Genomic DNA, 26,511 nt, shown 5'->3' on the forward strand with positions numbered 1-26,511 from the left:
GCGCGTGGCGCGAACGGGTGCGGCAGATGCGCGAGTGGGTGCGCTGGGCGCGAACGGGTGCGGGGGGGCGAGTGGGTGCGGCAGATGCGACCGAGGGCGCCCGTTGCTGTTCGTAACGCCCGGCAGGGGAGAGGGGCGCTCGGCTAGGATGAAAACCATGACTTACAAGCTCATTCTGCTGCGCCACGGCCACAGCGACTGGAACGCCAAGAACCTGTTCACCGGTTGGGTGGACGTTGACCTGAACGACCAAGGCCGCGGAGAAGCAGTACGCGGTGGAGAGCTCCTGGTTGAGAACAACATCCTCCCGGACGTCCTCTACACCTCGCTCCTGAAGCGTGCCATCAATACCGCCAACATGGCCCTGGACAAGGCCAACCGCGGCTGGATCCCGGTCAAGCGCGACTGGCGCCTCAACGAGCGCCACTACGGCGCCCTGCAGGGCAAGGACAAGGCCCAGACCCTTGCCGAGTTCGGCGAAGAGCAGTTCATGGAATGGCGCCGCAGCTACGACACCCCGCCGCCGCCCCTCTCGGACGACAGCGAATTCTCGCAGGCACACGACCCCCGCTACGCCGGGCTGGGCGACGCACTGCCGCGTACGGAGTGCCTCAAGGACGTCCTGGTCCGCCTGCTTCCGTACTGGGAATCTGACATCAAGGAAGACCTCAAGGCGGGCAAGACCGTCCTGGTCACCGCACACGGCAACTCCCTGCGTGCCTTGGTCAAGCACCTTGACGGCATCAGCGACGACGCCATTGCCTCCCTCAACATCCCCACTGGCATCCCGCTGGTGTACGAACTGGACGAGGACTTCAAGCCGGTCAACCCCGGCGGCACCTACCTGGACCCCGAAGCCGCGGCAGAGGCCATCCTCGCCGTAGCCAACCAGGGCAAGAAGTAGGGGCTCCGCAGCGATTAAACGACGACGGCGGCCGGTCACCCCAGGTGACCGGCCGCCGTCGTCGTCCTGCCGTAAAGGCTAGAAGCCCTCGGGCTGCCATTCGCCCGTCACCAGGTAGGTGACCTTGCGGGCCACGGAAACACCGTGGTCGGCGAAGCGCTCGAAGTAGCGGCTGGCCAGGGCAACGTCCACCGTGGTGGAAGCGGATTCGTTCCAGTCCGGTGCGGCGATGGCCTTGAAGACGCTGAGGTGGAGGTCGTCCACGGCGAGGTTGATCTTGAGGATGTCCCGGGCAACTTCCAGGTCGCGGGTTTCGAGGAGCTCGATGACCTTGGCCACAATCTCGATGTCGTGCTGGGCCATGGCCTTGAAGGTCTGGGTCAGCGGGGACGGGATGACGGTGGCGGGGTAGCGGAGGCGGGCCAGCTGCGCTACGTGGCGGGCGAGATCGCCCATGCGCTCCAGGGAAGCGCTCATGCGCAGCGAACCGACGATCATGCGGAGGTCGCTGGCTACAGGACCCTGGAGCGCCAGGATGTCTATGGCGCGCTCGTCCAGGCTGTTCTGCAGGAAGTCGATGCGGGCATCGGCCGCGATGACGTCCTGGGCGAGATCGATGTCTGCCCCTTCAAAGGCAGTGGTGGCCTTGGTGATTGCTTCGTGAACGAGTTTGGAGATCTCGATGAGGTCGTCGCCCACCTGGGTGAGTTCCGCCTGAAAAACCTTGCGCACTAAGGCGTCCTTTCCTTGGAAATCCTGTGCCCGTGGTGGCGGCCGGATTTCAAAACCATGGTTAGTCCAACAAGTAACACTGACAGCCGGCCATGAACTGTTGCGCACCTTTAGGTGAACGTTAGTTGAACCGTCCGCGTTTGGCGCAGGATCCATGCTTTGCCGTGTTTTCACAGCATAAGCTGGACAGGTGGATCCGTTGCTTATAGGTGTCATTGCAGGCTTGGTTGGCCTGTCTCTGGGCGTCTTCGGCATGCTCGCATTCAGGATCAGTGAACGGCAGCGCAGGATTGTTGACCTGGATGTCACCGAACCGCTGCTTCCCGAGGGGGCGGCCGAGGTACTCTCCGTGGTTGGCCGTGCTTTCGTGGTGGTGGACGCGATCGACGGCGTGGTCCGCGCCAGTCCCGCCGCCTATGCCTACGGCTTGGTCCGCGGGCACACTGTGGTCCACAAACAACTCTTGGACATGACCGCCAAGGTCCGCCGTGATGGCGTGATTCTGGAGGACCAGTACGAACTTCCGCGTGGTCCCTTGGGCAAGGGAGCGATCGTGGTCCAGGTCCGGGCAGCGATGCTCGGCCAGGAATACATTGTGCTGCTTGCCGATGACCGCACGGAAATCACCCGTACCGAAGAGATCCGCAACGACTTCGTGGCCAACGTCTCCCACGAACTGAAGACGCCGGTGGGTGCCATCTCGCTCCTGGCCGAGGCTTTGGAGGCCTCCCCGGATGACGAAGACGCCGTGCGTCGCTTTGCCAAGCGCATGCACAAAGAATCGGGCCGCCTCGCGGCGCTGGTGCAGGACATCATCGAGCTGTCCCGCCTGCAGGGCGCCAACGTGGCACAGCAAGGCCACGCCGTGGACATCAACGCGGTCATCACGGAGTCCGTGGACCGTTCGCAGCTCCCGGCCGAAAGCAAGAACATCCAGATCGTGGTGGGCGGCCACTCCGAATCGTTGGTCTTCGGCGACCGCGACCTCCTGGTGACAGCCCTTCGCAACCTGATCGACAACGCCATCCGGTATTCCCCGGAGAACACCCGCGTGGGCGTCGGTGTCCGAACGCGGGAAGGCGTGGTTGCCATTTCCGTTACGGACCAAGGCGAGGGCCTGTCACCCGAGGACCAGGAACGCGTGTTTGAGCGCTTCTACCGGGTGGACGCTGCGCGCTCCAGGCACACGGGCGGCACGGGCTTGGGCTTGAGCATCGTCAAGCACGTGGTGTCCAACCACGGCGGCGAAGTGACCGTTTGGTCCCAGCCGGGCCAGGGCTCCACGTTCACCATCCGCTTGCCGGAGATGGAAGGCCAGGACGACGACGCCGGCCTGCCGCCTGCCACTGCGGACACATCTCCCGGACTACCGGTGGCCGACCCCGCCGCCGTCGAACCCCAAAGCGCGACCCAACAAGCTCGCGCACGTCAACAAGCGGGCGCCACGGGCGCCCAAGAGCAAGGAGCCAGCGCTTGAGCCGGATTTTGATTGTGGAGGACGAGGAGTCCTTCAGCGACCCCCTGTCCTACCTTCTGGGCAAGGAGGGTTTTGACGTTGAAGTAGTGGATAACGGCAGCGACGCCCTGGTGGAGTTCGACCGCAACGGTGCCGACTTGGTGCTGCTGGACCTCCAGCTCCCGGGGACGCCGGGCACCGAGGTGTGCCGCCAGTTGCGCCAGCGCTCCAGCGTCCCGGTGATCATGCTGACCGCCAAGGATTCGGAGATCGACAAGGTGGTGGGCCTGGAGCTGGGCGCGGACGACTACGTGACCAAGCCCTACTCTTCCCGCGAGCTCGTGGCACGCGTGCGGGCAGTGCTGCGTCGGCAGGGAGAGCCGGAAGAGCTGATCACGTCCACCGTCCAGGCCGGCCCGGTCCGCATGGACATCGAGCGCCACGTGGTCAGCGTCAACGGCGAGCAGGTCTCGCTGCCGCTCAAGGAGTTCGAGCTCCTGGAAATGCTGCTGCGGAACTCGGGCCGCGTGCTGACCCGTGGGCAACTGATCGACCGCGTGTGGGGTTCGGACTACGTGGGTGACACCAAGACCCTGGATGTGCACGTCAAGCGCCTGCGCAGCAAGATCGAGCCGGACCCGTCCGCGCCACGGTACCTGGTTACGGTCCGCGGCCTGGGCTACAAGTTCGAGCCGTAACAGCTCCCGATAGCACAAAGGAAGGGTTCCGCTGAAGCGGAACCCTTCCTTTGTTATGTGGCTTGCGGCCCTTAGTGGCCGGCTGCTGCGGACTCGGTGGAAGTAGCCGTCGGAGTGGCTGTGGACGTCGCCGAGCCGCTGGGGCTTGCCGAACCGCTGGGGGTGGGCAGGTACTTCTGGTACTCGGGAAGCGTGCCGTCGACTACAGGAACGTTGACGGTGCTGGAGTCGGAACCACTGCGGATGGTTACCGGAGTCAGGCCACCGGGCTGGGTACCGGCGGAGCTGAGGATGGCGGCATCCGCCTGGTCGTTCAGGTAGGTTTCGGAACCTGCCTTGACCGGGATCTCGGTCTGGGAGCCGTTGGCGCCGCTGATGGTGAGCGTGGCGTCGGAGGTGCCCTGATTGAAGACGGCGCCGATGACGCGGCCCGGCTGGTTCTCGCCGGTGGCAACGATCAGGATGTTGCGGAGCTGCAGCTTGCCGAGGTCGGCCCTGACCCCGTCCGATGCCGAGTACTGGTGCGACGTCTGCTGGGCGTTGACGAAGCCGCAGCCGGTTACGGACAGAACGCCGACGCCGATCGCAGCGGCCGCCATAGCCAGCTTGCCGCGCTGGACAGTGTTCATCGCAGGAAAGCGCACGACACCTACTCCTCAAGAGTCATTGGAAAGTTTTCAGCCATAGCCTATCGGCAAACAGCCCGAAACGAGGATTCGGGAGGGCATTGTGGCGAGCTGCAGCGGGCCGGACCCGACACTCACTTTGATTGACTAATGCATCTTTCAGGGTTTTCGTCAAGGGGTGGTTTGTGACCCTCTGAGGCCTCATTCCCTTTATTTGCGCGGGTCCAGGGGCCGTCCGATGCCAGTCGTATGCCTTAATCGTGATAGACTAGTCTGCGGGAAAGGGGAAAGTCCACATGGTTTTTGAGGTCGGCGAGACAGTAGTTTACCCTCACCACGGTGCAGCGAAAATTGAGGAAATCAAGATGCGCACCATCAAGGGCGAAGAGAAGATGTATCTCAAGCTCAAGGTGGCTCAGGGTGATCTGACCATTGAAGTTCCAGCAGAGAACGTTGACCTTGTTGGGGTCCGGGACGTAGTGGGCAAGGACGGTTTGGAGCACGTATTTGACGTTCTCCGCGCCGAGTTCACGGAAGAGCCCACCAACTGGTCACGTCGTTACAAGGCAAACCTGGAGAAGCTTGCTTCGGGCGATGTCATCAAGGTGGCAGAGGTCGTTCGCGATCTTTGGCGTCGTGATCACGATCGCGGCCTTTCCGCAGGTGAGAAGCGCATGCTGGCCAAGGCGCGGCAGATTCTGATTTCAGAACTGGCCCTGGCTGAGAAGACAGACGAAGAGAAAGCAGCAAGCGTTCTCGACGAGGTCTTGGCTTCCTAAGAATTGATGCCCGGTGGTGCGAAAGCGCCGCCGGGTTTCTTTTTGCCACGAAGTACCCTTGTGATCATGACTCAACCTTCGAAGCGCTCGGTCACAGCCGTCATTGTTGTTGCGGCAGGTTCAGGAGAGCGCCTGGGCTACGGCATGCCCAAGGCCTTGGTGCCCTTGGGCGGTGAAGCCATCCTGATGCACGCCTTGCGCGGCGTGGTGGCGTCCGATGTTGCCCGGCAGATCTGCATTGCCGTGCCCAAGGGGGACACCGAACTCCGCGAACTGATTGCCGAATTCACGGTGGAACTGGTTGACGGTGGCCCCGAAGTCACAGTCGTCGACGGCGGTTCCACCCGGGCGGATTCCGTCCGGGCGGCATTGGCTGCTTTGGAGGACGGTACCGAATCCGTGCTGGTCCACGACGCCGCGCGTGCGCTCACTCCGGAACGGGTGTTCCAGCGGGTGGCCGACGCCCTGGCTTCCGGCGCCAAGGCCGTCATTCCTGCCATGCCCGTGGTGGACACCATCAAGACGGTGTCGCCCACGGACGATTCCGATTCGAAGATTGCTCCGGAAATCGTGACGGGAACAGCACCGCGCGAACAGCTCAGGGCCGTGCAGACTCCCCAGGGCTTTGAGGTGGCAACGCTGCAGCGCGCCCACGACGCCGCCGGACTGTTTGATGACAAGCAGTCCGCCGCCGTGACGGACGACGCGATGCTGGTTGAACTCCTGGGCATCCCGGTCCACGCAGTCCGCGGTGCCAGCCAGTCACTCAAGATCACCACGCCGCTGGACCTCATCATTGCCGAAGGCCTGTTGGAAGGTCCCTTGGGCATCCGTTGGGTGGAAGGCTGATGGCGGACGTGGCGCCCGTTCTTCCGCGTACCGGCATCGGCGTCGACGTGCACGCCTTCGCGCCGGCCGATGATCCGCAACCGCTCTGGCTCGGTGGCCTCTTCTGGGAGGGAGAACAAGGACTTTCCGGCCATTCCGACGGCGATTGCGTGGCCCACGCGGCGGCGGACGCACTCTTTTCTGCCTGCGGAATCGGTGATCTCGGCACGCACTTCGGCACGGACCGCCCCGAGTTCAAAGGCGCTTCCGGTGTGACGCTCCTCGGGGAGGCTGCCAGGATTGTCCGGGCAGCAGGCTTCGAAATCGGCAACGTGGCTGTGCAGTTCATCGCAAACCGGCCCAAGTTCGGCCCTCGCCGCGAGGAATCCCAAAGGGTGCTGAGTGAGGCCGCGGGTGCTCCTGTCAGCGTTACGGCTACCACCAGCGACGGACTCGGTTTCACGGGCCGCGGCGAAGGTATCTCGGCTGTCGCCACTGCCCTCGTGTATGCCGTCCCCGCCCCAACGAAAGCTCCGAAGAATGACTAAGCCGCGTACCGCCGTCGTACGTCTTTCGGCCGTAGCGGGCGCCCTGGCAGTTGCGCTGCTCCTGGGCGGGTGCGGCGGCACGCCCACCATGGACGTCAAGGCCAGCTGCGAGTTCCTGAACAACGATGCTTTCAAACCGGATGGCAACCAGCAGCAGCAATCGAAGCAGTTGGCGGCGCATTACCACGAGATCGCTGACAAGCTGGCGCCGGAGGTGGCCAACCCCATCAAGGAAATGGCCGCCATCATGGACAAAGCGGCAGCTTCCTCGCTCGGTGCCGCCACCCAGGAACAGCAACAACAGCTCAAGGTGCAGTTCAACAAGGTGGGGGAGTACTGCAAGTAGGCGGTTCATGGTTCGTCATCGGCTAATCTGGAGCGGTGACCCTGCGCTTTTATGACACCGCCTCCGCCGAAGTCCGCGACTTCGTTCCCCTCGAACCCGGCAAGGCCAGCGTGTACTACTGTGGGGCTACCGTCCAAGGGATGCCGCACGTGGGCCACGTCCGTTCCGCGATCGCCTTCGACCAGCTGACCCGCTGGCTGGAGTTCCGCGGACACAAAGTCACCGTGGTGCGCAACGTCACGGACATCGATGACAAGATCCTGGTGAAGTCGGCGCAGTCGTTCGAGCCGGACTGGTTCTCCGAACCCAGCGCCCGAATGGACGAGGAATGGTGGGCCCTTGCCTACCGTTACGAGCAGGAATTCGAAAAGGCCTACGAAACCCTCGGCGTGCAGCGGCCCACCTACGAGCCCCGCGCCACCGGCCACATTCCGGAAATGCACGCGCTCATCCAGCGCCTCATTGACCGCGGGCACGCGTACCCGGCGCTGGACGATTCCGGCGACGTTTATTTCGACGTGCGCTCGTGGAGCAAATACGGCTCGCTGACCCGCCAGAACATCGACGACATGCAGGGCGCTCCCGACGCCGACCCCCGGGGCAAGCGCGATCCCCGCGACTTCGCGCTGTGGAAGGGCTACAAGGAAGGCGAGCCCGCCACCGCTAAGTGGGATTCGCCGTGGGGCGCCGGTCGGCCTGGGTGGCACCTTGAGTGCTCCGCGATGGTTACCAAGTACCTCGGAAGCCGCTTTGACATCCATGGTGGGGGACTGGACCTCCGTTTCCCGCACCATGAGAACGAGATGGCCCAGTCACAGGCCGCCGGGGACGAGTTCGCGAATTTCTGGATGCACAACGGCATGGTCACCTACGAGGGCGAAAAGATGTCCAAGTCCATCGGGAACACCGTCAGCCCGGCCGAGATGCTGGAACTCGCTTCACCGCGCGTCGTCCGCTACTACCTGGGACAAGCCCACTACCGCTCGGTGTTGGATTACCGCCCCACCTCGCTGCAGGAAGCCGCTGCCGCCGTCGAACGCATTGACGGTTTCTTGCATAAGGCAGCCATCCGATTGGGCGATTTTGGCTTGGTCAGAGCTAATTGGTCTCCCGTGTCCGGGCTGGTGGAAGAATTCCAAGCTGCCATGGACGATGACCTAAATGTGCCCAAAGCACTTGGTGCCCTGCACCAAATTGTCCGTGCCGGAAATTCTGCACTAATGAGCGGTGATGACGTGACGGCCCATGCTGCGAGGTCGGCCGTTATAGACATAACAAATGTCCTTGGCCTGGACGCAGTCAAGCGTCCCGAGGCAGTGCAAGGCCGCGAACATGCAGCGCTCGACGTGCTGGTGGAGGCACAACTCGAAGCCCGCGCCGCAGCTCGTGCCGCGAAGGACTGGGCGGCGTCCGACGCCATTCGCGATACGCTCGCCGCGGCGGGCATCGTGGTCGAAGATGGTTCGGATGGTGCTACCTGGAGCCTGAAACGCGACTGACAACCGGGCACGTCCGCCGAATTGCACTGGGTCAGTAGACTTGATTCCAGACTCATTACAACATCAAGGATGGAATCCCATGGCCAACAACGGTAACCGGTCGGTCAAGAAGAAGAAGGGCCCCACCATCGGAACCGGTGGCCACGGCCGCAAGGCGCTCGAAGGCAAGGGCCCCACGCCCAAGGCGGAGGACCGTGTCTACCACAAGGCCCACAAAAACAAGCAGTTGGCCGAGCGTTCGGCCGCCAAGCGCGGTGCCACCAACCGTTCTGCGGGCACCCGCCGGAGCACCGGTCCCAAGGGACGTGCCACCGAGGAACTTGTCACGGGCCGCAACTCCGTGGTCGAGGCCCTGCGCGCCGGCATTCCCGCGAAGGCGCTGCACGTGGCCATCCGCATCGAAATGGATGACCGCGTCAAGGAATCGCTCAAGCTCGCAGCCGAACGCGGCATCCCGCTGCTCGAAGCCGGCAAGCCCGAGTTGGACCGCATGACCGAGGACGCCGTCCACCAGGGCCTTGTCCTGCAGATCCCGCCTTACGAGTACGGGGACGCTTACGAGCTCGCCGAGGAAACGATTGCCAAGTGGAAGAAGGGGCACATCGCGAATGCCCCCCTCTTCGTGGCCCTCGACGGTATCACCGACCCCCGCAACCTGGGTGCCATCATCCGTTCCGTTTCAGCGTTCAGCGGCCATGGCGTGATCGTTCCGGAGCGCCGCTCGGTGGGTGTCACGGCGTCAGCCTGGAAGACCAGCGCCGGCGCGGCTGTCCGCGTTCCCGTGGCACGTGCTTCCAACCTGAACAACGCCCTCAAGCAGTTCAAGAACATGGGCATCTACGTCCTGGGCCTCGATGGTGACGGCGACGTATCGCTGCCGGACCTCACCGTGGCCACCGAGCCGGTGTGCATCGTGGTGGGCTCCGAGGGCAAGGGCCTCAGCCGCCTTGTCCGCGAAAACTGCGACCAGATCGTCTCGATTCCGATCGACTCCGCCATGGAGTCGCTCAATGCATCCATGGCCGTCGGTATCTCGCTGTACGAAGTCTCGCGCCAGCGCGCTTCGTAATCCGTCAGTAAGGCGCCGCAAGCGCCATCCTCCGCGTGCACCTCCCCACCGTCCCCCTAGCCTCGCAAGCTCGGCCAGGGAACCCTGACGGCGTGGGCCCACTTCGTCGCTTTGACGCACGCTTCCGGTGGCCCTTGCGGCGCCTTTCGCGTATCCCTCTCTCACCTTTGGGTGTTTTTTGGCGAACGCTCTCTCACCGTTGGGCGCTTTTTGGCGAACGCTCTCTCACCTTTATCTCGGCCGCAGTGGCTGGTGAGAGAGGGTCCGGCCCAGGGGGCGGTTCGGTGAGAGAGCGTTCGGCCCAGGGGGCGGTTCGGTGAGAGAGCGTCGGGGGAGGGGCTAGAAGTCGCGGCGGTTGGCCAGGACCGGGAGCTTCTGACGGGCTTCATCCACCACCGCGGGATCGAGGTCTGCGAAGAGCAGGCCCGGCTCGCCTTCCAGGGCTTCCAGCACCTGGCCGAATGGACTCACGACGGCGGAGTACCCCACGCCCGTGGGTGCGGAACCTTTCGTTTCGATCCCCTGGGTGGCCGGATCGCCTTGGCCACAGGCCAGGACGAACGTGGTGGTGTCCACGGCCCGTGCCCTGGCCAGGAGTTGCCACTGCTCGGCCTTCCCCGGTCCTGATCCCCAGGAGGCGGAAACGATGTTCACTACGGCGCCGCGTTGGGCGTTGGCCGTGAACAAGGCCGGGAAACGGACGTCGTAGCAGGTGGCCAAGCCAAAGGTGAGACCACCGGCGTCGAATGTCACAGGGTCTGTACCCGCTTCAACGGTGTCCGACTCCGCGAATCCGAACGCATCGAAAAGGTGGATCTTGTCGTAGCTCGCTTCGACGCCCGGGCCTGTGGCCAGCAAGGTGTTTCGAACGCGGGGCTTGCCGGATTCCGAATCGGTGCCGGGCGTAAACATGCCGGCCACGATCACCAGATCGAGTTCAGCAGCGATTTCGCGGACACGGGTGGCCCACGGACCGTCGAGCGGTTCGGCGATATCCAGCAGGGAGTTCCCGAAAGCGCGCATCATGGCCTCGGGGAAGACCACCAACTGGGCACCGCCATCCTTCGCACGCCGCGCGTACTCCCCAAGGAGCCGCAGGTTGTCGGCAACATCCCGTCCGGTAATGACTTGGGCAAGTGCCACACGCACCATGGGAACCTCCAGTTCTGTCCGTTTTCAGTATGGCAAGCCGGTCAAGGAAAACGCCGTGTGTGTCGTCACATGGACCCCCAAAGAGGCACATACTTGGCGTGGAACTAAACTTGCAAGCAATGGTTATGCCTATCTTGGACACAGCAGCCACGCTGGACGCCTCGCGTCCCACGCCCCTCGGACTGAGCACCCCGCAGCCCGGGCCACTTGCTGCATTCACCGACTCCCACGTCAACGTTGCGGTCTTTGCGCCGGACCTGGAGCGCGTGGAGATTGCCTACCAGGCGCCCGGCGATGGCTGGCGCGTGCACACCCTCCCCAACACCGAGGACGGCGTGCACTTTGGCCTGGTGAGCGGCATGCCTCCAGGAACGCGGTACGGTTTCCGCGCGGCGCCGTCGGAGGGTGGACTGCCGTTGTCCGTCCCGTCGCTGGATTTCGACGACGACGGCGAGCAGTCGCTGCTGCTCGATCCCTACGGCCGCGCCGTGGACCAGCGGGGCGAGTTCCTGACCAGCGTGCACATGGCCACCGATTTCGATTGGGGCGATGATGCCGCCCCGCGCACTCCGATGCGGACATCGGTGATCTACGAAGCCCACGTCCGCGGCCAGAGCATGCTGCACCCGGACATCCCGGAACACCTCCGGGGTACCTACGCGGGCATGGCGCACCCGGTGATGATCCAGCACCTGACCGAGCTCGGCATCACCGCCGTCCAGTTGCTGCCCATCCATTTCCACCTGGACGAGGCACACCTGCAGGACCTGGGGCTCACCAACTACTGGGGCTACAACAGCGCTGCGTTCTTTGCACCGCATGCGGACTACGCCACTGAGGCAGCCCGGAACGCCGGCCCGCACGCGGTGCAGGACGAGCTCAAGGGCATGGTCAAGCTGCTCCACGCCGCCGGCATCGAGGTCATCCTGGACGTCGTGTACAACCACACGGCAGAGGCCGGACCCGACGGACCCGTCATCAGCTTCCGTGGCCTGGCGGAGAAGCGCTATTACCGCCACGATGCCCACGGACGGTACCTGGACACCACCGGTTGTGGAAACACCATGGACTTCAGTGATCCCGTGGTGGTGCAGCTGGCCGTGGACTCCTTGCGCTACTGGGTGGAGGCATTCCATGTGGACGGCTTCCGCTTCGACCTTGCAGTCACGCTTTGCCGCGACGCCGGCAACCAGTTCGACCCCCGGCACCCGTTTCTCCGGGCTCTTGCCGAGGATCCCGTGCTTTCCGACGTGAAGCTGATCGCGGAGCCATGGGATGTTGGCTATGGCGGCTGGCAGACGGGCCGTTTCCCGCAGGGCTGGTCCGACTGGAACGATCACTTCCGCGACGGTGTCCGGCAGTTCTGGTTGTCCGATCGCGCGTCGATCGAGGCCGGCGGACAGGGAAGTTCCGTCGCCGCCCTGGCTGAGATCATGGCGGGTTCCGAGGGCTTCTTCGCTCCCTCGGGCAGGTCACGTTTGGCGTCGGTCAACTTTGTCACCGCGCATGATGGCTTCACCCTCACTGACCTGGTGAGCTACGACCGGAAGCACAACGAGGCCAACGGCGAGCAAAACCGTGACGGACACGGGGACAACCGCAGCTACAACCATGGCTTCGAAGGACGGAGCGAGAACGAGTCGATCGTTGCCGCCCGCGCGCTGTCCATCCGCAACCTCATGGCCACCCTGCTGCTCTCCATCGGCGTACCCATGATCACCGCCGGCGATGAACTGGGCCGTACCCAGCAGGGCAACAACAACGCCTACTGCCAGGACAACCCCACTGCCTGGCTGGACTGGAGCCGCACCCACGAGGCAAACGCGATGTTCCAAACCACCCGGGAACTGGTCCGGCTCCGGAGGTGGTTCCTTCGGCAGCAGCCTGAAAGCTTCCCCGCCACAGCCAACGACGCCAGCCTGCAATGGTTCGACGATAAGGGCAAGCGGATGACCCCTGCCCGGTGGAACGATCCCAACGTCCGTTCCGTCCAACTCCTCATGGGGAACGAGACCAGCACCGTCCGCGGTTTGATCGCGGTGAACGGGAGCAACCAGGACGTCAAGATGGTGCTTCCGGAGATCCTCAGCGAAACCGGAATCGGCAAACGCATGTTCGAGCTCCGGTTCACCACCTCCGTGTTGCACGATCACCGCAAGGGTGCGCTGGTGGCGTCCGGCGAGCGGGATATCCTGCAAGCCAACACCATCAACATCTACCGCACCTGAGCGGCCGATCGGCACCCAAGGAAGTCCCCCACATGAAGCGGAGCAAACTGGCTGCATTCGCAGCTTTGGTGATTGCCGCCGTCGTGCTGGTGGTCGCGATGGTGAGCGGCCAGCAGGCCACGGCACCCAACGGCACAGAAACCACGACGCCGGCGCCTCCTGCCGCCGCCAGCGCACCGGTGAATCCTTCCGGGCTCCCTGCTGTCAACGCTTCGCAGTTGCCCAAGGAAGCGCGGCAGACTCTCGCGCTGATAGTGAAGGGCGGGCCGTATCCGTATGACCGGGATGGCGTGAACTTCGGCAACTTCGAAGGACTCCTTCCCAAGAAGTCCAGCGGTTTCTATCAGGAGTACACGGTTGCGACGCCCGGGGAATCGGACCGTGGCGCCCGCCGGATCATCGCAGGCAAGGACGGGGCCAAGTATTACACCCCGGACCACTATGAATCATTCAAGTTCATCGTCGAGGACAAGTAGGAGCCCATGAAGATCTACTCAGCAGACACCTGGACGCTTGAAGAACTGCAGGAACAGGTCTCAGACGCGGGACGCCGGACCATCCTGGTTCCGCCTGCCGCAAACAAGCAGGCGGTCCTTGAGGTCTTCGGCCAGGTCCTTGATTTCCCCGAGTACTACGGCGTGAACCTGGACGCCCTGAACGATTCGCTCCACGACTTCGCCGACTCGCTCTCCGACGACGGAGACGCCCCCGTGACCATGATCTGGCAGGTCCCGGCCGCCTACCGTACAGACCGCTCCTTCGCCGTGGTCTGCGAAATCCTCCAGGACGCCGAGCGATACGCGGGCCGTGACCTCGCAGTCATCGCAGTCTTCCAGCACTAAGCATCCGCCATACTGGTGCTGAAAGCGTGCGGTGAGGCAGGGAGGCCGAGGATCGGTCCGTTGGCTTTTGCAGTTTGGATCCGGCTTTAGTTTGCTGTCGGCATTAATTGCAGGTTTACTCGCGAAGGTCCTAATGGGTTGCCGGGACTTGGGTGAGGCTCGATTCTTCGGTCGGTGAAAAGTTAGAGACTAACTCGTCCTCTGTCGCGCCTTGATGGGGCTGCTACGTCGAAATACCAGTTTGTTCGGCCAGCAGTGGGCTCGTTCATCCCCTCCTGACCGGCCAGGCCAGGGCCGTGATGTCTTGGCGTCCTGAGGGCTTAAGTGGCGCTAGCTCGGCATTCGTGACGGCACAAATCGAATATTTCTTTAGTTATTCCATTTGTTTCTACATATCGATACTTTCTCTATGCTTCTTGAGATTTTTTTGTGCATAACCAGTGACAGAGCGGTATCTCCGCAGTAATCTGTTGGTGCGCCCCCGCCTCGTATTATTTGATATGTCGCATCCCCAAGCATCTTTCCCTGCTTCTAGTGAAGGGGAGGAAGTAGCGACATGCATTTAGTTTCTTGACAAAGTGCTGTTCAGTTAAAGGAAGTTTCGACTATCACTGAGGGGGACCAGGTGATGCATAAACGCGCATCCTCTATTCTCGATCCTGTCTGTCTGCGGTCGCGTCTCGATGTGGAGGTCAGGGAGTCCAGTTCCGCGTCTTATCGTGGTGTGGGTCGATGGAGGTATTTGTACAGCAAGGGTTTTCTTAAGAAGACTCGAAGGACCTTGTCGGTGGGCATGATCGCCCTGCTCCTGGCACTGCTGCCGGTTGGTAGTGCCAATGCTGCCACTCCGACTTTTGGCTACAGGTATACAACGGGAGTCGGCAACGTAACGGCCTGGTTAAACTATTCCTCGGGTGTAGGCAACTGGCAGTCATACATCACGAGTGCTGCGAACAACTGGATGTACCCGGGTTGGGACAACCCCGTCTACATTAGCTTCACCAGTAGCAACGTGGGGTCCAAGCTCGATTTTCATCAACACAACGATGCGTACTTTGGCGGTACTGGGAACGTCCTAGCCTGGACATCATTTTTCTCAAGCACCGGTGGGGTCGTCAACCCCTCATCATCTAATTGGACCTATGCGGAGATTCACATCAATAATGACGTATATAGTTCGCCCGGAATCAGCAACAATATGGCGCTGGGGACAACCATTCATGAAATGGGACACGCATTTGGTTTGGCTCATTACAATGGAAATCCCTTCAGCATTATGTGCCAAACGGCTTCTGGAAGAGTAGTTCAGAAGGTCACTGTAGTCGACAACGACGCAGTCAATATTCTGTATTAGAGATTGGGAGAACATATCATGTCGAAATCGCACAAAATTTCGCTTCTTCTCTTAGTCGCGACGATCCTGGCCGGCGTACCGTCCTGCGCGCCAAACCCTGATTCTGAGCAGCGCTCTGGCTCCGGTCAGCAGGCATCAGAATCATTAGTACACAGCTCCGCCGATGCCTATGCAGGCATCCCGCGGCAACAGATACAGCATGCGGGAACTGATGTGGACTTCCTGTGGGACCCGAAGGACCCCCTCTACGGGTTCAACAAGTACCCCTTGGTTGCCAGGGTGCAAATAGAGTCGATCGAGGGGGGCCGTACCTCCAGCCCGATGTCAGAGCAACCCGTTTTCCCGCAGACCTTCGGGAAAATGACCATTCGGGAAGTCTACAAAGGAGAACTGAATCCGGGCGCCCAGCTCGTATACTCGCGCGTTGGTGGGACGGTCACCTACGACGAATATTGGAACAGCCTCAACAAAGAACAACAAGACAAGATTCTGCAACTCAATGGTGGCCAGAAGCCGACTGACTCAAAGTATGTCCAAGCGAAGATCACGGACGATATTGATGTGGAGGTTGGCAAGGAATACGTCGCCCTCATGCTGCCCCAGGTGTCGAAGGATGGTAGCCATAGCGAATATGCCATCACGGGCTACCAGTACGGTCTGAGGGAGGTACAGGGATCCGGCCCGGAATCCATGATTCTCAATAACGAAACGGGCGCCTGGGAGAGTATCTCAACCATGGTCAAGGCACCAACACGGCATTAACGTCGCTGGCCCGCTGTTCCGTGGTTGCGCAACAACGGAACAGCGGGCCAGGAAAGTTTTTGCTACGCGTTCGCGATCAACCCAAGTTCAGCTTTCGATGCCAGCGCGGAGTGCTTCGGGAACACGCGGACGGTGTAGCCAAAGGAGCCGGACCGGTTGATGACCAGGGAGCCGTGGAACAGGTGCCGCCCGTTGCCGAGGTCCTCCTTGGCGTCCAGTTCGGCCACAACCACGTCGTCGAGTTCGTCGCTTTCCTCGGCGCGGCCAAAGGCTACCTCAACGGAGACGTCTTCCGGTGACAGGTCATTGAGCGCCACGTAGGCGTTGACCTGAAGGCTGTCACCCACCTGGGGCTCCTCGGACAAACCGACCGAGTCCACGTGTTCCACCACTACGCCGGGCCAGGCGCCGCGCACCTTGGATGTCCAGGCGGCGAGTTCCTTGGCTTCCTTGTGCGAGTCGGCGCTGGCGCGGCGTCCCGAAACGGCAGCCGGGCAGTACAGCAGGTTGACGTAGTCGTGCAGCATGCGTTCGGCGGACACGGCCGGGCCGAGGTGCGCCAGGGTGTGCTTGATCATGGACACCCAGTGCGTGGGGACCTTCTCCGTGCTGGATTCGGAAGGACCCGCGGCTCCGGCACCCTGGGAGACGGTGGTGCCGTAGAAGCGCGGTGCCACCTGGTTTTCGAGCAGTTCGTAAAGCGCTGCTGCTTCGATGTCGTCGCGTTCGTCGGCGGATGCCCCATTGTTGGCGGTGGGGATGGCCCAGCCGTTCTCGCCGTCGTACATTTCGTCCCACCAGCCGTCCAGGACGGACAGGTTGAGCGAGCCGTTGATGGCGGCCTTCATGCCGGATGTGCCGCAAGCCTCGAGCGGGCGCAGCGGGTTGTTGAGCCAGACGTCGCACCCGGGGAACAGGGTGCGTGCCATGGCAATGTCGTAGTTGGGCAGGAACACGATCCGGTGGCGCACCTCGGGGTCGTCGGTGAAGCGCACCAGGTCCTGGATCATCTTCTTGCCGGCGTCGTCCGCGGGGTGGGACTTACCGGCGATGACCAGCTGGATGGGATGCTTCGGGTCCAGCAGCAGGGCCTTAAGGCGGGCGGGGTCGCGGAGCATCAGGGTGAGCCGCTTGTAGGTGGGGACGCGACGGGCGAAGCCGATGGTCAGTACGTCAGGGTCCAGCACCTTTTCGGTCCAGCCAAGCTCGGCGTCAGCGGCGCCACGCTTCTTCCATGAGGCGCGCAGGCGTCGACGCACGTCCTCGATGAGCTGGACACGGAGTTCGCGGCGGAGCGCCCACACGTCCTCGTCGCTGACGTTGTAAGCCAGGTCCCAGCGGCCCAGGGCTTCGGCTTCGGCACCGAACTGGTGACGGGCCAGGGACGAGATCCGCGGGTCGACCCACGTGGGCACGTGCACGCCGTTGGTCACCGAGGTGATGGGTACCTCAGAGTGGTCGAATCCCGGCCAGAGGCCGGAGAACATTTCGCGCGACACCACGCCGTGGAGCTTGGCCACGCCGTTTGCGCGCTGCGCCAGGCGCAACCCCATCACCGCCATGTTGAAAACGGAAGGGTTGCCGCCGTCGTAATTCTCGCGGCCCAGCTCCAGGATCCGGTCCACGGGCACATCGGGCGCAAGCCCGGCCTCGAAGAAGTGCTTGATCTGCACTGCCTCGAAGCGGTCAATGCCGGCGGGAACGGGAGTGTGCGTGGTGAACACGGTGGAGGCACGGCCTGCGGCCAAGGCTTCTTCCCACGTGAGGGGATCGTTGGCGTCCGCCATGGCTTCCTGGATGCGTTCGATGCCAAGGAATCCTGCGTGGCCTTCGTTGGTGTGGAAGACCTCGGGTGCGGGGGTGCCGGTGAGCTCCTGGTAGACGCGCAGGGCCTTGACGCCGCCCATGCCGAGCAGGAGTTCCTGCTGGAGCCGGTGGTCGCCGCCACCGCCGTACAGGCGGTCGGTGATGCCGCGGGCGGCTTCGTCGTTGGAGGGCACGTTGGAGTCGAGCAGCAGCAGCGGAACCCGCCCAACGTCGGCACGCCACACGTGCGCGTGGAGTTCCCGGCCGTTGGGCAGCGGTAGGGAAATCTGGACCGGTTTGCCGGGTACGCCATCCTTGGCGGGGTGGCGGAGCAAGGTCAGGGGCAGGCCGTCGGGGTCGAGGACGGGGTAGGTTTCCTGCTGCCAGGCATCACGGGAAAGCGACTGTTTGAAGTAGCCGGCCTGGTAGAGCAGGCCGACGCCGATGAGCGGCACGCCGAGGTCGGACGCGGCCTTGAGGTGGTCGCCGGCGAGGATGCCGAGCCCGCCGGAGTACTGGGGGAGTACCTCGGTGATACCGAATTCGGGCGAGAAATAGGCGATGCACTTTGGCGCGTCCTCGCCCAGGCCCTGGTACCAGCGCGGTTCGCTCAGGTAGCGGTCCAGGTCGGCGGCGGCTTCCTGCACACGGTTCACAACGTCGCCGTTGGTGGCCAGCTCCTGCAGTTGCTCGCGGCTGATCGATCCAAGCAGCGCGATGGGGTCGTGCTGCGCGGACTCCCAGAGAGCCGGGTTGAGGCTCGCAAAAAGCTCCCTGGTGGGCCGGTGCCAGGACCAGCGCAGATTGGTAGCCAGACGGGCCAAAGGCCGGATGGACTCGGGGAGGACGGTACGGACTGTAAACCTTCGAATTGCCTTCACGAGCGCCACACTAACCGACTCACATGGCAGCCGGAACCGCTTTGGGTTTCTTTTAGGTAAAAGACATCTTGCGTCGAGAAGAAAGGTCGTGTGCTTAGCATTCTGTGATTTTTGTCGCTAACGTCGTGCTTGTGACGAATATCCAGCGAACCAGCACCGCTCTGAAATCCAAGACCAAAACGGACATCACCGACGGACTTCGTTTCGGCCGGTTCCCCATCACAGCCGTCCAGCCAGTGGTTGAGGGTGGCCGCTTCCCGGCCAAAGCCCTCCCCGGCGAGGACATCCAGGTGGCCGCCACGGTGTTCCGCGAAGGACACGACCAGCTGGGCGTCTCGGCAGTTCTCCTGGATCCGCGCGGCAAGGAACGCCAGCGGGTGCGTCTGGAACCGTCCCAACAGGAACAGTGGAAGGGCCGTGACCGCTGGGAAGGCCTGCTGACGCCCACGGCGGCGGGGCCTTGGACCTTCGTCATCGAGGCCTGGCACGACCGTTACGGTACGTGGCACCACAACGCCGAAGTGAAGGTGGCCGCAGGAATCGACGTTGAGTTGATGCTCGCCGAAGGTGCCGTGCTCCTGGCCGGGGCAGCAGATGACGACGCCGGCCGCAGCGCAGCTGACAAGCGCACCTTCCGCGCAGCTTCAGTGGCGCTGGCCGACACCACCAAATCTGCCGAAGAGCGGCTTGCTGCCGGTTTCAGCGCAGAGGTGCTGGCCGCCGTCGGGCGTGTCCCGATCCGTGAGCTGGTAACCGTCTCCGAGCGGTTCCCGCTGAAGGTTGAACGGGACCTCGCCGGCCGTGCCGCCTGGTATGAGTTCTTTCCGCGCTCCGAAGGCGCCGTCCTGGACCACGCCACGGGGGTGTGGACATCAGGCACCTTCCGCACTGCAGCCAAGCGCCTGGATGCCGTTGCGGAGATGGGTTTCGATGTCATCTACATGCCTCCGATCCACCCGATCGGATTCCAGCACCGCAAGGGCCGCAACAACACGCTGACCCCGGGACCGCAGGATCCCGGCTCGCCGTGGGCCATCGGTTCCAAGGACGGAGGCCACGACGCCATCCATCCGGAGCTGGGAACCTTCGAGGACTTTGACGCTTTCGTGGCCAGGGCCAATGACCTGGGCTTGGAAGTGGCCATGGACCTTGCGCTGCAGGCAGCCCCTGACCATCCCTGGGTCACCTCCAACCCGGAGTGGTTCACCACCCGCGTGGATGGCACCATCGCTTATGCGGAAAACCCGCCCAAGAAGTACCAGGACATTTACCCGCTGAATTTCGATAACGATCCTGCGGGAATTTCCAAGGAAATCCTGCGGGTGGTGCAGCTGTGGATCAGCCACGGCGTGAAGGTTTTCCGCGTGGATAATCCGCACACCAAGCCGGTGTGGTTCTGGGAATGGCTGATCGGGAAGATCAACAAGAAGAACCCCGAGGTGGTTTTCCTTGCCGAGGCCTTCACCCGCCCCGCGATGATGCATGCGCTTGGCCGCGCAGGCTTCCAGCAGTCCTACACCTACTTCACGTGGCGCAATACCAAGACCGAACTGGAGGAGTACTTCCACGAAGTCAGCCACGAGAGTGCGGCTTTCTTCCGGCCGAACTTCTTCGTGAACACGCCGGACATCCTCACGGAGTACCTGCAATTCGGCGGACCTGCGGCCTTCAAGGTCCGTGCCGCCCTCGCTTCGACCGCCAGCCCGCTCTGGGGCGTGTATGCAGGCTACGAGTTGTATGAGCACGTGGCCCGGCCGGGCGCCGAGGAGTACATCGACAACGAGAAGTTCGAGTACAAGGCCAGGGATTGGGACGGCGCTGCCGAGTCGGGACGCACCTTGGCTCCCTACATCACGCGGCTGAACACCATCCGCAAGGACCACCCGGCACTGGGGGACCTGCAGAACCTGACCCTGCACCGGAGTACGGATGACGCCACGATCGTGTACTCCAAGCACAAGACCCTCCCCGACGGCACCAAGGACACACTGATCATCGTGGTCAACGTGGATCCGCACAGCGCCCGTGAGAGCACAGTGTCCCTGGACCTCTCAGCGTTGCACCTGGACCCTGCGGACCTGGATGAGAATGGCCGCTACTGGGTTGACGACCTCATCAGCGGCCAGAGCTGGGCGTGGGGCGAGCACAATTACGTCCGCCTGGACGCCCACGTTGAGCCGGCCCATGTGCTCAGCATCCGGAGGCAGCCTTAAGTGAGTTTCTCTCCGCAAAACCCGAGCCAGTACTTCACTCCGAAGAACACCTTCGAGCTGAACGCTCCCGGTCTCCAGCATGATCCCCACTGGTACCGCAAGGCTGTGTTCTACGAAGTACTGGTCCGGGCCTTTGCGGATGCGAACGGCGACGGTTCGGGAGACTTCCAAGGCCTGATCGACAAACTGGACTACCTCCAGTGGTTGGGCGTTGACTGCCTCTGGCTGCCGCCGTTTTTCCATTCGCCCTTGCGTGATGGCGGTTACGACATTGCCGACTACACCTCGGTGCTGGACGAGTTCGGCACCATCAGCGACTTCAAGCGGCTCGTGGCAGAAGCCCACGCGCGCGGCGTGCGCGTGATCATCGACCTCCCGTTGAACCACACCTCGGACCAGCACCCGTGGTTCCAGGAATCACGGAAAGATCCCACGGGACCCTACGGCGATTTCTACGTCTGGAGCGATACGGACGAGAAGTACCAGGACGCACGCATCATCTTCGTGGACACGGAGGAATCCAACTGGACCTTCGATCCCATCCGGCGCCAGTTCTTCTGGCACCGCTTCTTCAGCCACCAACCTGACCTGAACTTCGAGAACCCCGCCGTGGTGGAGGCCCTGCACGACGTCATCCGGTTCTGGCTGGATCAGGGCATCGACGGTTTCCGGGCCGACGCCGTTCCATACCTGTTCGAGGAAGACGGCACCAACTGCGAAAACCTCCCCAAGACCCACGAGTTCCTCCAAGGGCTGCGCAGGATGGTGGACGCGAGCTACCCGGGCCGGGTGATCATCGCCGAAGCGAACCAGCCGCCGCACGAGGTAGTGGAATACTTCGGGACCGAGGATGCGCCGGAGTGCCACATGGCCTTCCACTTCCCCATCATGCCCCGCCTGTACTACGCGTTGAGGGACCAGAAGGCTGCGCCGATCATCGAAACGCTGCGCGATACACCTGGCATCCCCCGGGGTGCCCAGTGGGGAACGTTCCTGCGCAACCATGACGAGCTGACCCTGGAGATGGTGCCTGCGGACGAACGTGCGGCGATGCTCGGCTGGTACGCTCCCGACCCCCGCATGCGGGCGAACATCGGCATCCGACGGCGGCTGGCACCGCTGCTGGACAACTCACGGTCCGAGATCGAACTCATCAACGCCCTGCTGTTGTCCCTTCCCGGAAGCCCGTTCCTGTACTACGGGGACGAGATCGGGATGGGTGACAACATCTGGCTGGACGACCGGGATGCCGTGCGCACTCCGATGCAATGGAATCCGGACCGCAACGCAGGTTTCTCCAGTGCGGATCCCGGCAAGCTCTTCCTCCCCGTGATCCAGTCGCTCGTGTACAACTTCGGGATGGCGAACGTGGAGGCGCAGGCCGCGCACTCCGGTTCGCTGCTCCGGTGGACCCGGCAAATCCTCAGCGTCCGCAAGAACCACCCCGCGTTCGGCCTGGGCAACTTCCGCCACATCGAGGCCGACCACGAGGTGGTTCTTGCGTATGTCCGGGAACTTCCGCCGGGCAATGCCGAAGGCGAAACCGCAGAAACCATCCTGTGCGTCTTCAACCTTTCACAACATCCAGTGGCCGCCTCCCTGGACCTGCCTGAGTTTGTTGGCAGGGGATTCCGGGACATTTTCGGCGGTCAGCCCTTCCCCGCCGTGGGCGATAACGGCCAACTCAATGTCATGTTGGGAAGCCACAACTTCTACTGGTTGCGGCTGCGCTCTGCGTCTTCCAACCCATCGTCGCCCTTTACGCAGGCGATTCCCGTGGTGTCGACCAAAGGATGAGATGAGCAAGGGAACACTTAACCCCGCCATTGAAAGCCTTCTCCGGAACTGGCTGCCCACCAAACGCTGGTTCCCGGTGAAGAATCCCGACTTTGCGCTGGAGCGCGTCGGAGGCTTCCACCTCCCGGATCCGGGAGGGAGGCCGGCCTCGGAGGTCCTGCTGCTCGGAGTGACATACCGGACGTCCGACGGCGGTCCCCGGACCGACGTGGTGCAGGTCCCCTTGAGCTTCCGCAGCCAGCCCTTGGCCGAGGCGCCGGCCGCCCTGCTTGGCGAGGTAACGGACCCGGAGCATGGCCTGCAACTGGTCTACGATGCCGTCTTCGACGACGCCTTCATTGGGTCGTGGCTTGAACTCATGCGCGAAGGCGGCGCGGCAGGGGACGGCGCCGTCCGCGGTCACCTCGCGCGGGGACGGGTTGCCTTGCCTGGGCGCCCCACCTCCGTGAAGGTCCTCTCCAGCGAGCAGTCCAACACTTCCGTCATAGTGGACGACGGCGGATCGTCGGCGATCGTGAAGATCTTCCGTGTGTTGGCGGCCGGGAAGAACCCGGAAATCGAGCTGGGTGCGGCCCTCACCGCGGCTGGTACGAGCGAGGTGCCCGCCACGCTCGGTTGGATCACCGGCTCCTGGGACTCGGCGGGAAATCCATCAACGGGTGAGCTCACCGTTGCCCACGAGTTCCTGCACGGTGGCCAGGACGCGTGGCGTTTGGCGGTTGAGGCTGCTGCCTCCGGAACCGACTTCACGGCTGAAGCGCGCGGGCTGGGTGCTGCCACGGCAACAGTCCATGCGCGTCTCTCGGAAACCTTCGGTGCGATCGACGGCAGCGGCCAGGGAGCCCACATTGTCGCAACGCTCGCCCAGCGGGTCCGCCAGTCGTGGGCTGAGGCGGCTGCCGCCGTCGGGCCTTACGACCAGAACCTTGATGAGTTGCTGTCCGCCTTGGATGCCGGTGCCGTTGGCCAGTTGCAGCGCGTCCACGGCGACCTTCATCTCGGCCAGATCCTTTGGGTTCCAGCCGCCGAGGGAGAGCCGGGCAGGTGGGCCATCCTCGACTTCGAGGGCGAGCCCCTTCGCACCATCGAGGAACGTAACACTCCGGACCTGCCGCTGCGCGATGTGGTGGGAATGCTCCGTTCCTTTGACTACGCCGCGGGTGCCGCCGTCCGTGAAAATGCGGAGGCCACGGTGTCCGGATCCTGGGTGGAGGACTGCGCTGAAGCGTTCCTTGCCGGTTATGCCGAAGTCAACCCCGGAACCGTGGACCGCGGCTCGCCGCTCTTTGTGGCATTGTGGCTGGACAAGGCCTTATACGAGGTGGTTTACGAGCTGCGGAACCGGCCGGACTGGCTGTCCATTCCGGTCAACGCAGCACGGCACATCCTCGACAAAACGAGCCGCGGCAAGCACGCCGCGGCTACAGCGGAAGGTAATGACATGACTGGCTCTGCACGCACCGAACGGCCCCGGGTCCCCATGCCGGTGGACCCCGAGACCTTGGCCCGTGTGGCAGCCGGTGCCTACCATGCACCGCACTCCGTGCTCGGCGCGCACCTTGACGATCATGGCCACGTAACCATCCGCACGGTGAAGCACCTAGCCAAGTCCGTGACGGTGGTGACGGAAACCGGTCGCACGCCCATGGAGCACGAATCCAATGGCGTGTGGGTAGCGGTTTTGGAACCGCTTCAGGCCGGCCACGTGCCGGATTACCGCTTGGAAGTGGTGTACGACGCCGAAACGGTCACCATTGATGACCCTTACCACTACCTGCCCACGGTGGGTGAAGTGGACCTGCACCTCATCGGTGAGGGCCGGCACGAGCGGCTTTGGGACGTCCTGGGCGCGCACCTGCAGGACTACCGCACCTCGCTGGGGGACGTCTCCGGTGCTTCTTTTGCTGTGTGGGCGCCGAACGCACAGGCAGTCCGGGTCAAGGGCGACTTCAACGGCTGGGATGGCCGGAACCATGCCCTCCGGTCCTTGGGTTCGTCCGGTGTTTGGGAAGCCTTCATTCCCGGGGTTGTAGCAGGGGCGTGCTACAAATACGAGATCCTGACCCGCGCCGGCCACTGGGTGGAGAAGGCCGACCCCCTGGCGTTTGGCACGGAGGTGCCTCCACTGACAGCATCCCGGGTAGTTGACTCCAGCTACCGCTTCAAGGACTCGGAATGGATGGCGGCGCGTGCCCAGCGCGATCCGCACAACTCGCCCATGAGCGTCTACGAAGTCCACCTCGGCTCCTGGCGCCTCGGCCTTGGCTACAAGGAACTGGCCAAGGAACTCGTGGAATACGTGAAGTGGCTTGGCTTCACCCACGTGGAATTCATGCCCGTGGCCGAGCACCCCTTCGGCGGATCCTGGGGCTACCAGGTCACGTCCTACTTCGCGCCGACATCCAGGTTCGGGCACCCTGACGAGTTCCGGTTCCTGGTTGATTCACTCCACCAGGCGGGCATCGGCGTGCTCTTGGACTGGGTCCCCGCGCACTTCCCCAAGGACTCGTGGGCCCTGGCCCAATTCGATGGCGAGGCGCTGTACGAACACTCCGACCCGGCACTGGGGGAACACCCGGACTGGGGTACGTTGATCTTCGACTTCGGCCGGCGCGAGGTACGCAACTTCCTGGTGGCCAACGCCCTCTATTGGCTCGACGAATTCCACATCGACGGGCTGCGGGTGGATGCGGTTGCGTCCATGATCTACCTGGACTACTCCCGCGAGGAAGGCCAGTGGCGGCCCAACAAGTTTGGCGGCCGCGAAAACCTCGAGGCGATCTCCTTCATGCAGGAAGTCAACGCCACGGTCTACAAGACGCACCCCGGTGCAGTGACCATCGCCGAAGAGTCCACGGCCTTCCCGGGAGTCACGGCTCCCACCAGCCACGGGGGACTTGGGTTCGGACTCAAATGGAACATGGGTTGGATGCACGACACCCTGAAGTACATTTCCGAAGACCCGGTCAACCGCAAGTGGCACCACGGAACCATCACGTTCTCCCTGGTGTATGCGTTCTCGGAAAACTTCCTGCTGCCCATCAGCCATGACGAGGTTGTGCACGGCAAGGGCTCCATGCTCAGGAAGATGCCCGGCGACCGCTGGCAGCAGCTGGCCAACCTCCGCGCCTTCTTCGCATACCAGTGGGCCCACCCCGGCAAGCAGCTCATCTTCATGGGCACGGAATTCGGGCAGGAAGCAGAGTGGTCCGAGCAGCACGGGCTGGACTGGTTCCTTGCCGACATTCCTGCGCACCGCGGACTCCAGTTGCTGGTGAAGGACATCAATGCCGTCTACGCGGACACCCCGGCCCTGTACAGCCAGGACAACGACGCCGCCGGATTCCAATGGATCAATGGTGGAGACGCTGACAGGAATGTCCTGACCTTCGTGCGATACGACCGTGACGGCAAGGCGCTGGTTTGTGCCGTGAACTTCTCCGGCGGGCCGCACGAGGGGTACATCCTGGGGGTTCCGTCGGCAGGGGAGTGGAGGGAAGTGCTCAACACCGACGCCGAAGCCTATGGCGGTTCCGGTGTGGTGAACAGTGGGACGTTGAAGGCTGTCTCGCCCGGTACGGATGGCCAGCCGGCCGCGCTGACCGTAACACTTCCGCCGCTCGGCGCCTCGTGGTTCACGCTGGCTGACTAGTCGGCTTTGCCGGACAGGAGGGCCCGGTCTCCATGGGACCGGGCCCTCCTTCCTTGTGTTTCCGGGGTTTTCGCGGCCACCGAGGGAGCGGCCCTCCCTCGGTTTTGCGATCCGGGAAGAGTAGGCGTATAGTTAATACCCGCGCTGCTCCTCGAGCAGGGATCGCAAGCTGACAAGAAACCGCAAGGAAAAATCAAGTCAAGCTTGCCGATTTGACTCGGATGAAGTGCGCGGGTAAGTTTGGAAAGTTGCTCCGGAGCGATCTGGTGGCCTGTGTGGTTGCTGGTGGTGCTGGTTAGTGTCTGTTGTTTGAGAACTCAATAGTGTGCCAAGTTTGTT

General features: G+C 62.9%; 21 protein-coding genes. 17 read left to right on the forward strand and 4 right to left on the reverse strand.

Features of this window, described 5'->3' with window-relative positions; genetic code table 11:
- Positions 1-157: 157 nt before the first annotated feature.
- Positions 158-904, forward strand: a complete 747-nt coding sequence (locus ACIPY3_RS16945; RefSeq protein ID WP_387438948.1) for a phosphoglyceromutase — start codon at positions 158-160, stop codon at positions 902-904.
- A gap of 78 nt (positions 905-982) precedes the next feature.
- Here the strand turns inward: ACIPY3_RS16945 and phoU are convergent, their stop codons facing one another.
- Entirely contained in the window at positions 983-1,636 is a 654-nt protein-coding gene (gene phoU, locus ACIPY3_RS16950; RefSeq protein WP_400336008.1) for a phosphate signaling complex protein PhoU, read from the reverse strand.
- A gap of 199 nt (positions 1,637-1,835) precedes the next feature.
- Between phoU and ACIPY3_RS16955 the strand changes: the two genes are divergently transcribed.
- Together ACIPY3_RS16955 and ACIPY3_RS16960 are read left to right on the forward strand one after the other, a co-directional pair.
- Positions 1,836-3,113 carry a sensor histidine kinase gene (locus tag ACIPY3_RS16955; RefSeq protein ID WP_400336037.1) on the forward strand — a complete coding sequence of 426 codons (1,278 nt, stop codon included), beginning with the start codon at positions 1,836-1,838 and terminating at the stop codon, positions 3,111-3,113.
- Positions 3,110-3,790 (forward strand): response regulator transcription factor, encoded by a 681-nt coding sequence (locus ACIPY3_RS16960; protein WP_020608526.1) that lies wholly within the window; start codon positions 3,110-3,112, stop codon positions 3,788-3,790. The genes ACIPY3_RS16955 and ACIPY3_RS16960 overlap by 4 nt, the downstream gene beginning before the upstream one ends.
- A 71-nt stretch (positions 3,791-3,861) precedes the next feature.
- On the opposite strand, the gene ACIPY3_RS16965 is transcribed toward ACIPY3_RS16960, so the two are convergent.
- Entirely contained in the window at positions 3,862-4,419 is a 558-nt protein-coding gene (locus ACIPY3_RS16965; RefSeq protein WP_400336039.1) for a hypothetical protein, read from the reverse strand.
- A gap of 293 nt (positions 4,420-4,712) precedes the next feature.
- On the opposite strand from ACIPY3_RS16965, the gene ACIPY3_RS16970 reads away from it, so the two are divergent.
- The 6 genes from ACIPY3_RS16970 to rlmB all read left to right on the forward strand — a co-directional run bounded on the left by ACIPY3_RS16970 (position 4,713) and on the right by rlmB (position 9,485).
- Positions 4,713-5,195, forward strand: a complete 483-nt coding sequence (locus ACIPY3_RS16970) for a CarD family transcriptional regulator (protein WP_009357288.1) — start codon at positions 4,713-4,715, stop codon at positions 5,193-5,195.
- A 66-nt stretch (positions 5,196-5,261) separates the two neighbouring features.
- The gene (ispD, locus tag ACIPY3_RS16975; RefSeq protein WP_400336010.1) at positions 5,262-6,044 is read left to right on the forward strand and encodes a 2-C-methyl-D-erythritol 4-phosphate cytidylyltransferase; all 783 of its coding nucleotides are present in this window, start codon (positions 5,262-5,264) and stop codon (positions 6,042-6,044) included.
- Positions 6,044-6,571: a 2-C-methyl-D-erythritol 2,4-cyclodiphosphate synthase gene (ispF, locus tag ACIPY3_RS16980; RefSeq protein WP_400336012.1), complete on the forward strand. Its 528-nt coding sequence runs from the start codon at positions 6,044-6,046 to the stop codon at positions 6,569-6,571. Before ispD ends, ispF begins: the two co-directional genes overlap by 1 nt.
- Positions 6,564-6,917, forward strand: a complete 354-nt coding sequence (locus ACIPY3_RS16985) for a hypothetical protein (RefSeq protein ID WP_400336014.1) — start codon at positions 6,564-6,566, stop codon at positions 6,915-6,917. Before ispF ends, ACIPY3_RS16985 begins: the two co-directional genes overlap by 8 nt.
- A gap of 35 nt (positions 6,918-6,952) precedes the next feature.
- Positions 6,953-8,416, forward strand: a complete 1,464-nt coding sequence (gene cysS / locus ACIPY3_RS16990) for a cysteine--tRNA ligase (RefSeq protein WP_400336016.1) — start codon at positions 6,953-6,955, stop codon at positions 8,414-8,416.
- 79 nt (positions 8,417-8,495) lie between these two features.
- Positions 8,496-9,485, forward strand: coding sequence for a 23S rRNA (guanosine(2251)-2'-O)-methyltransferase RlmB (rlmB, locus tag ACIPY3_RS16995; RefSeq protein WP_400336018.1), 990 nt, complete (start codon positions 8,496-8,498; stop codon positions 9,483-9,485).
- A 339-nt stretch (positions 9,486-9,824) separates the two neighbouring features.
- On the opposite strand, the gene ACIPY3_RS17000 is transcribed toward rlmB, so the two are convergent.
- Positions 9,825-10,634 carry a carbon-nitrogen hydrolase family protein gene (locus ACIPY3_RS17000; protein WP_400336040.1) on the reverse strand — a complete coding sequence of 270 codons (810 nt, stop codon included), beginning with the start codon at positions 10,632-10,634 and terminating at the stop codon, positions 9,825-9,827.
- A 122-nt stretch (positions 10,635-10,756) separates the two neighbouring features.
- Here ACIPY3_RS17000 and glgX point away from each other — a divergent pair, with 122 nt between their 5' ends.
- The 5 genes from glgX (at position 10,757) to ACIPY3_RS17025 (ending at position 15,823) form a co-directional block, all read left to right on the forward strand.
- Complete coding sequence (glgX, locus tag ACIPY3_RS17005) at positions 10,757-12,865, forward strand: glycogen debranching protein GlgX (RefSeq protein ID WP_400336020.1); 2,109 nt, start codon at positions 10,757-10,759, stop codon at positions 12,863-12,865.
- Between the two features lie 32 nt (positions 12,866-12,897).
- Entirely contained in the window at positions 12,898-13,341 is a 444-nt protein-coding gene (locus ACIPY3_RS17010) for a ribonuclease domain-containing protein (protein ID WP_400336021.1), read from the forward strand.
- 6 nt (positions 13,342-13,347) lie between these two features.
- On the forward strand, positions 13,348-13,707 hold the full coding sequence (locus ACIPY3_RS17015) for a barstar family protein (protein ID WP_397326522.1): 360 nt from the start codon (positions 13,348-13,350) through the stop codon (positions 13,705-13,707).
- 793 nt (positions 13,708-14,500) lie between these two features.
- A complete protein-coding gene (locus ACIPY3_RS17020) occupies positions 14,501-15,061 on the forward strand; it encodes a matrixin family metalloprotease (protein ID WP_400336041.1) in 561 nt (186 codons plus the stop codon).
- An 18-nt stretch (positions 15,062-15,079) separates the two neighbouring features.
- Entirely contained in the window at positions 15,080-15,823 is a 744-nt protein-coding gene (locus tag ACIPY3_RS17025; RefSeq protein WP_400336023.1) for a hypothetical protein, read from the forward strand.
- A gap of 62 nt (positions 15,824-15,885) precedes the next feature.
- Here ACIPY3_RS17025 and glgP read toward each other — a convergent pair whose 3' ends face one another.
- Entirely contained in the window at positions 15,886-18,510 is a 2,625-nt protein-coding gene (gene glgP, locus ACIPY3_RS17030) for an alpha-glucan family phosphorylase (RefSeq protein ID WP_400336025.1), read from the reverse strand.
- A gap of 131 nt (positions 18,511-18,641) precedes the next feature.
- Between glgP and ACIPY3_RS17035 the strand changes: the two genes are divergently transcribed.
- From ACIPY3_RS17035 to ACIPY3_RS17045, 3 genes are read left to right on the forward strand one after another with little or no spacing between them, the layout of a single operon-like run.
- A complete protein-coding gene (locus ACIPY3_RS17035) occupies positions 18,642-20,723 on the forward strand; it encodes an alpha-1,4-glucan--maltose-1-phosphate maltosyltransferase (protein WP_400336027.1) in 2,082 nt (693 codons plus the stop codon).
- The gene (gene treS, locus ACIPY3_RS17040; RefSeq protein ID WP_400336029.1) at positions 20,724-22,520 is read left to right on the forward strand and encodes a maltose alpha-D-glucosyltransferase; all 1,797 of its coding nucleotides are present in this window, start codon (positions 20,724-20,726) and stop codon (positions 22,518-22,520) included. It begins immediately after the preceding gene.
- A gap of 1 nt (position 22,521) precedes the next feature.
- A complete protein-coding gene (locus ACIPY3_RS17045) occupies positions 22,522-26,172 on the forward strand; it encodes a 1,4-alpha-glucan branching enzyme (RefSeq protein WP_400336031.1) in 3,651 nt (1,216 codons plus the stop codon).
- The last annotated feature ends 339 nt before the right edge of the window (positions 26,173-26,511 follow it).

The sequence above is a fragment of the Paenarthrobacter sp. NPDC089714 genome, from assembly GCF_044748905.1.
In the GTDB taxonomy this organism is placed as follows: Bacteria; Actinomycetota; Actinomycetes; order Actinomycetales; family Micrococcaceae; genus Arthrobacter.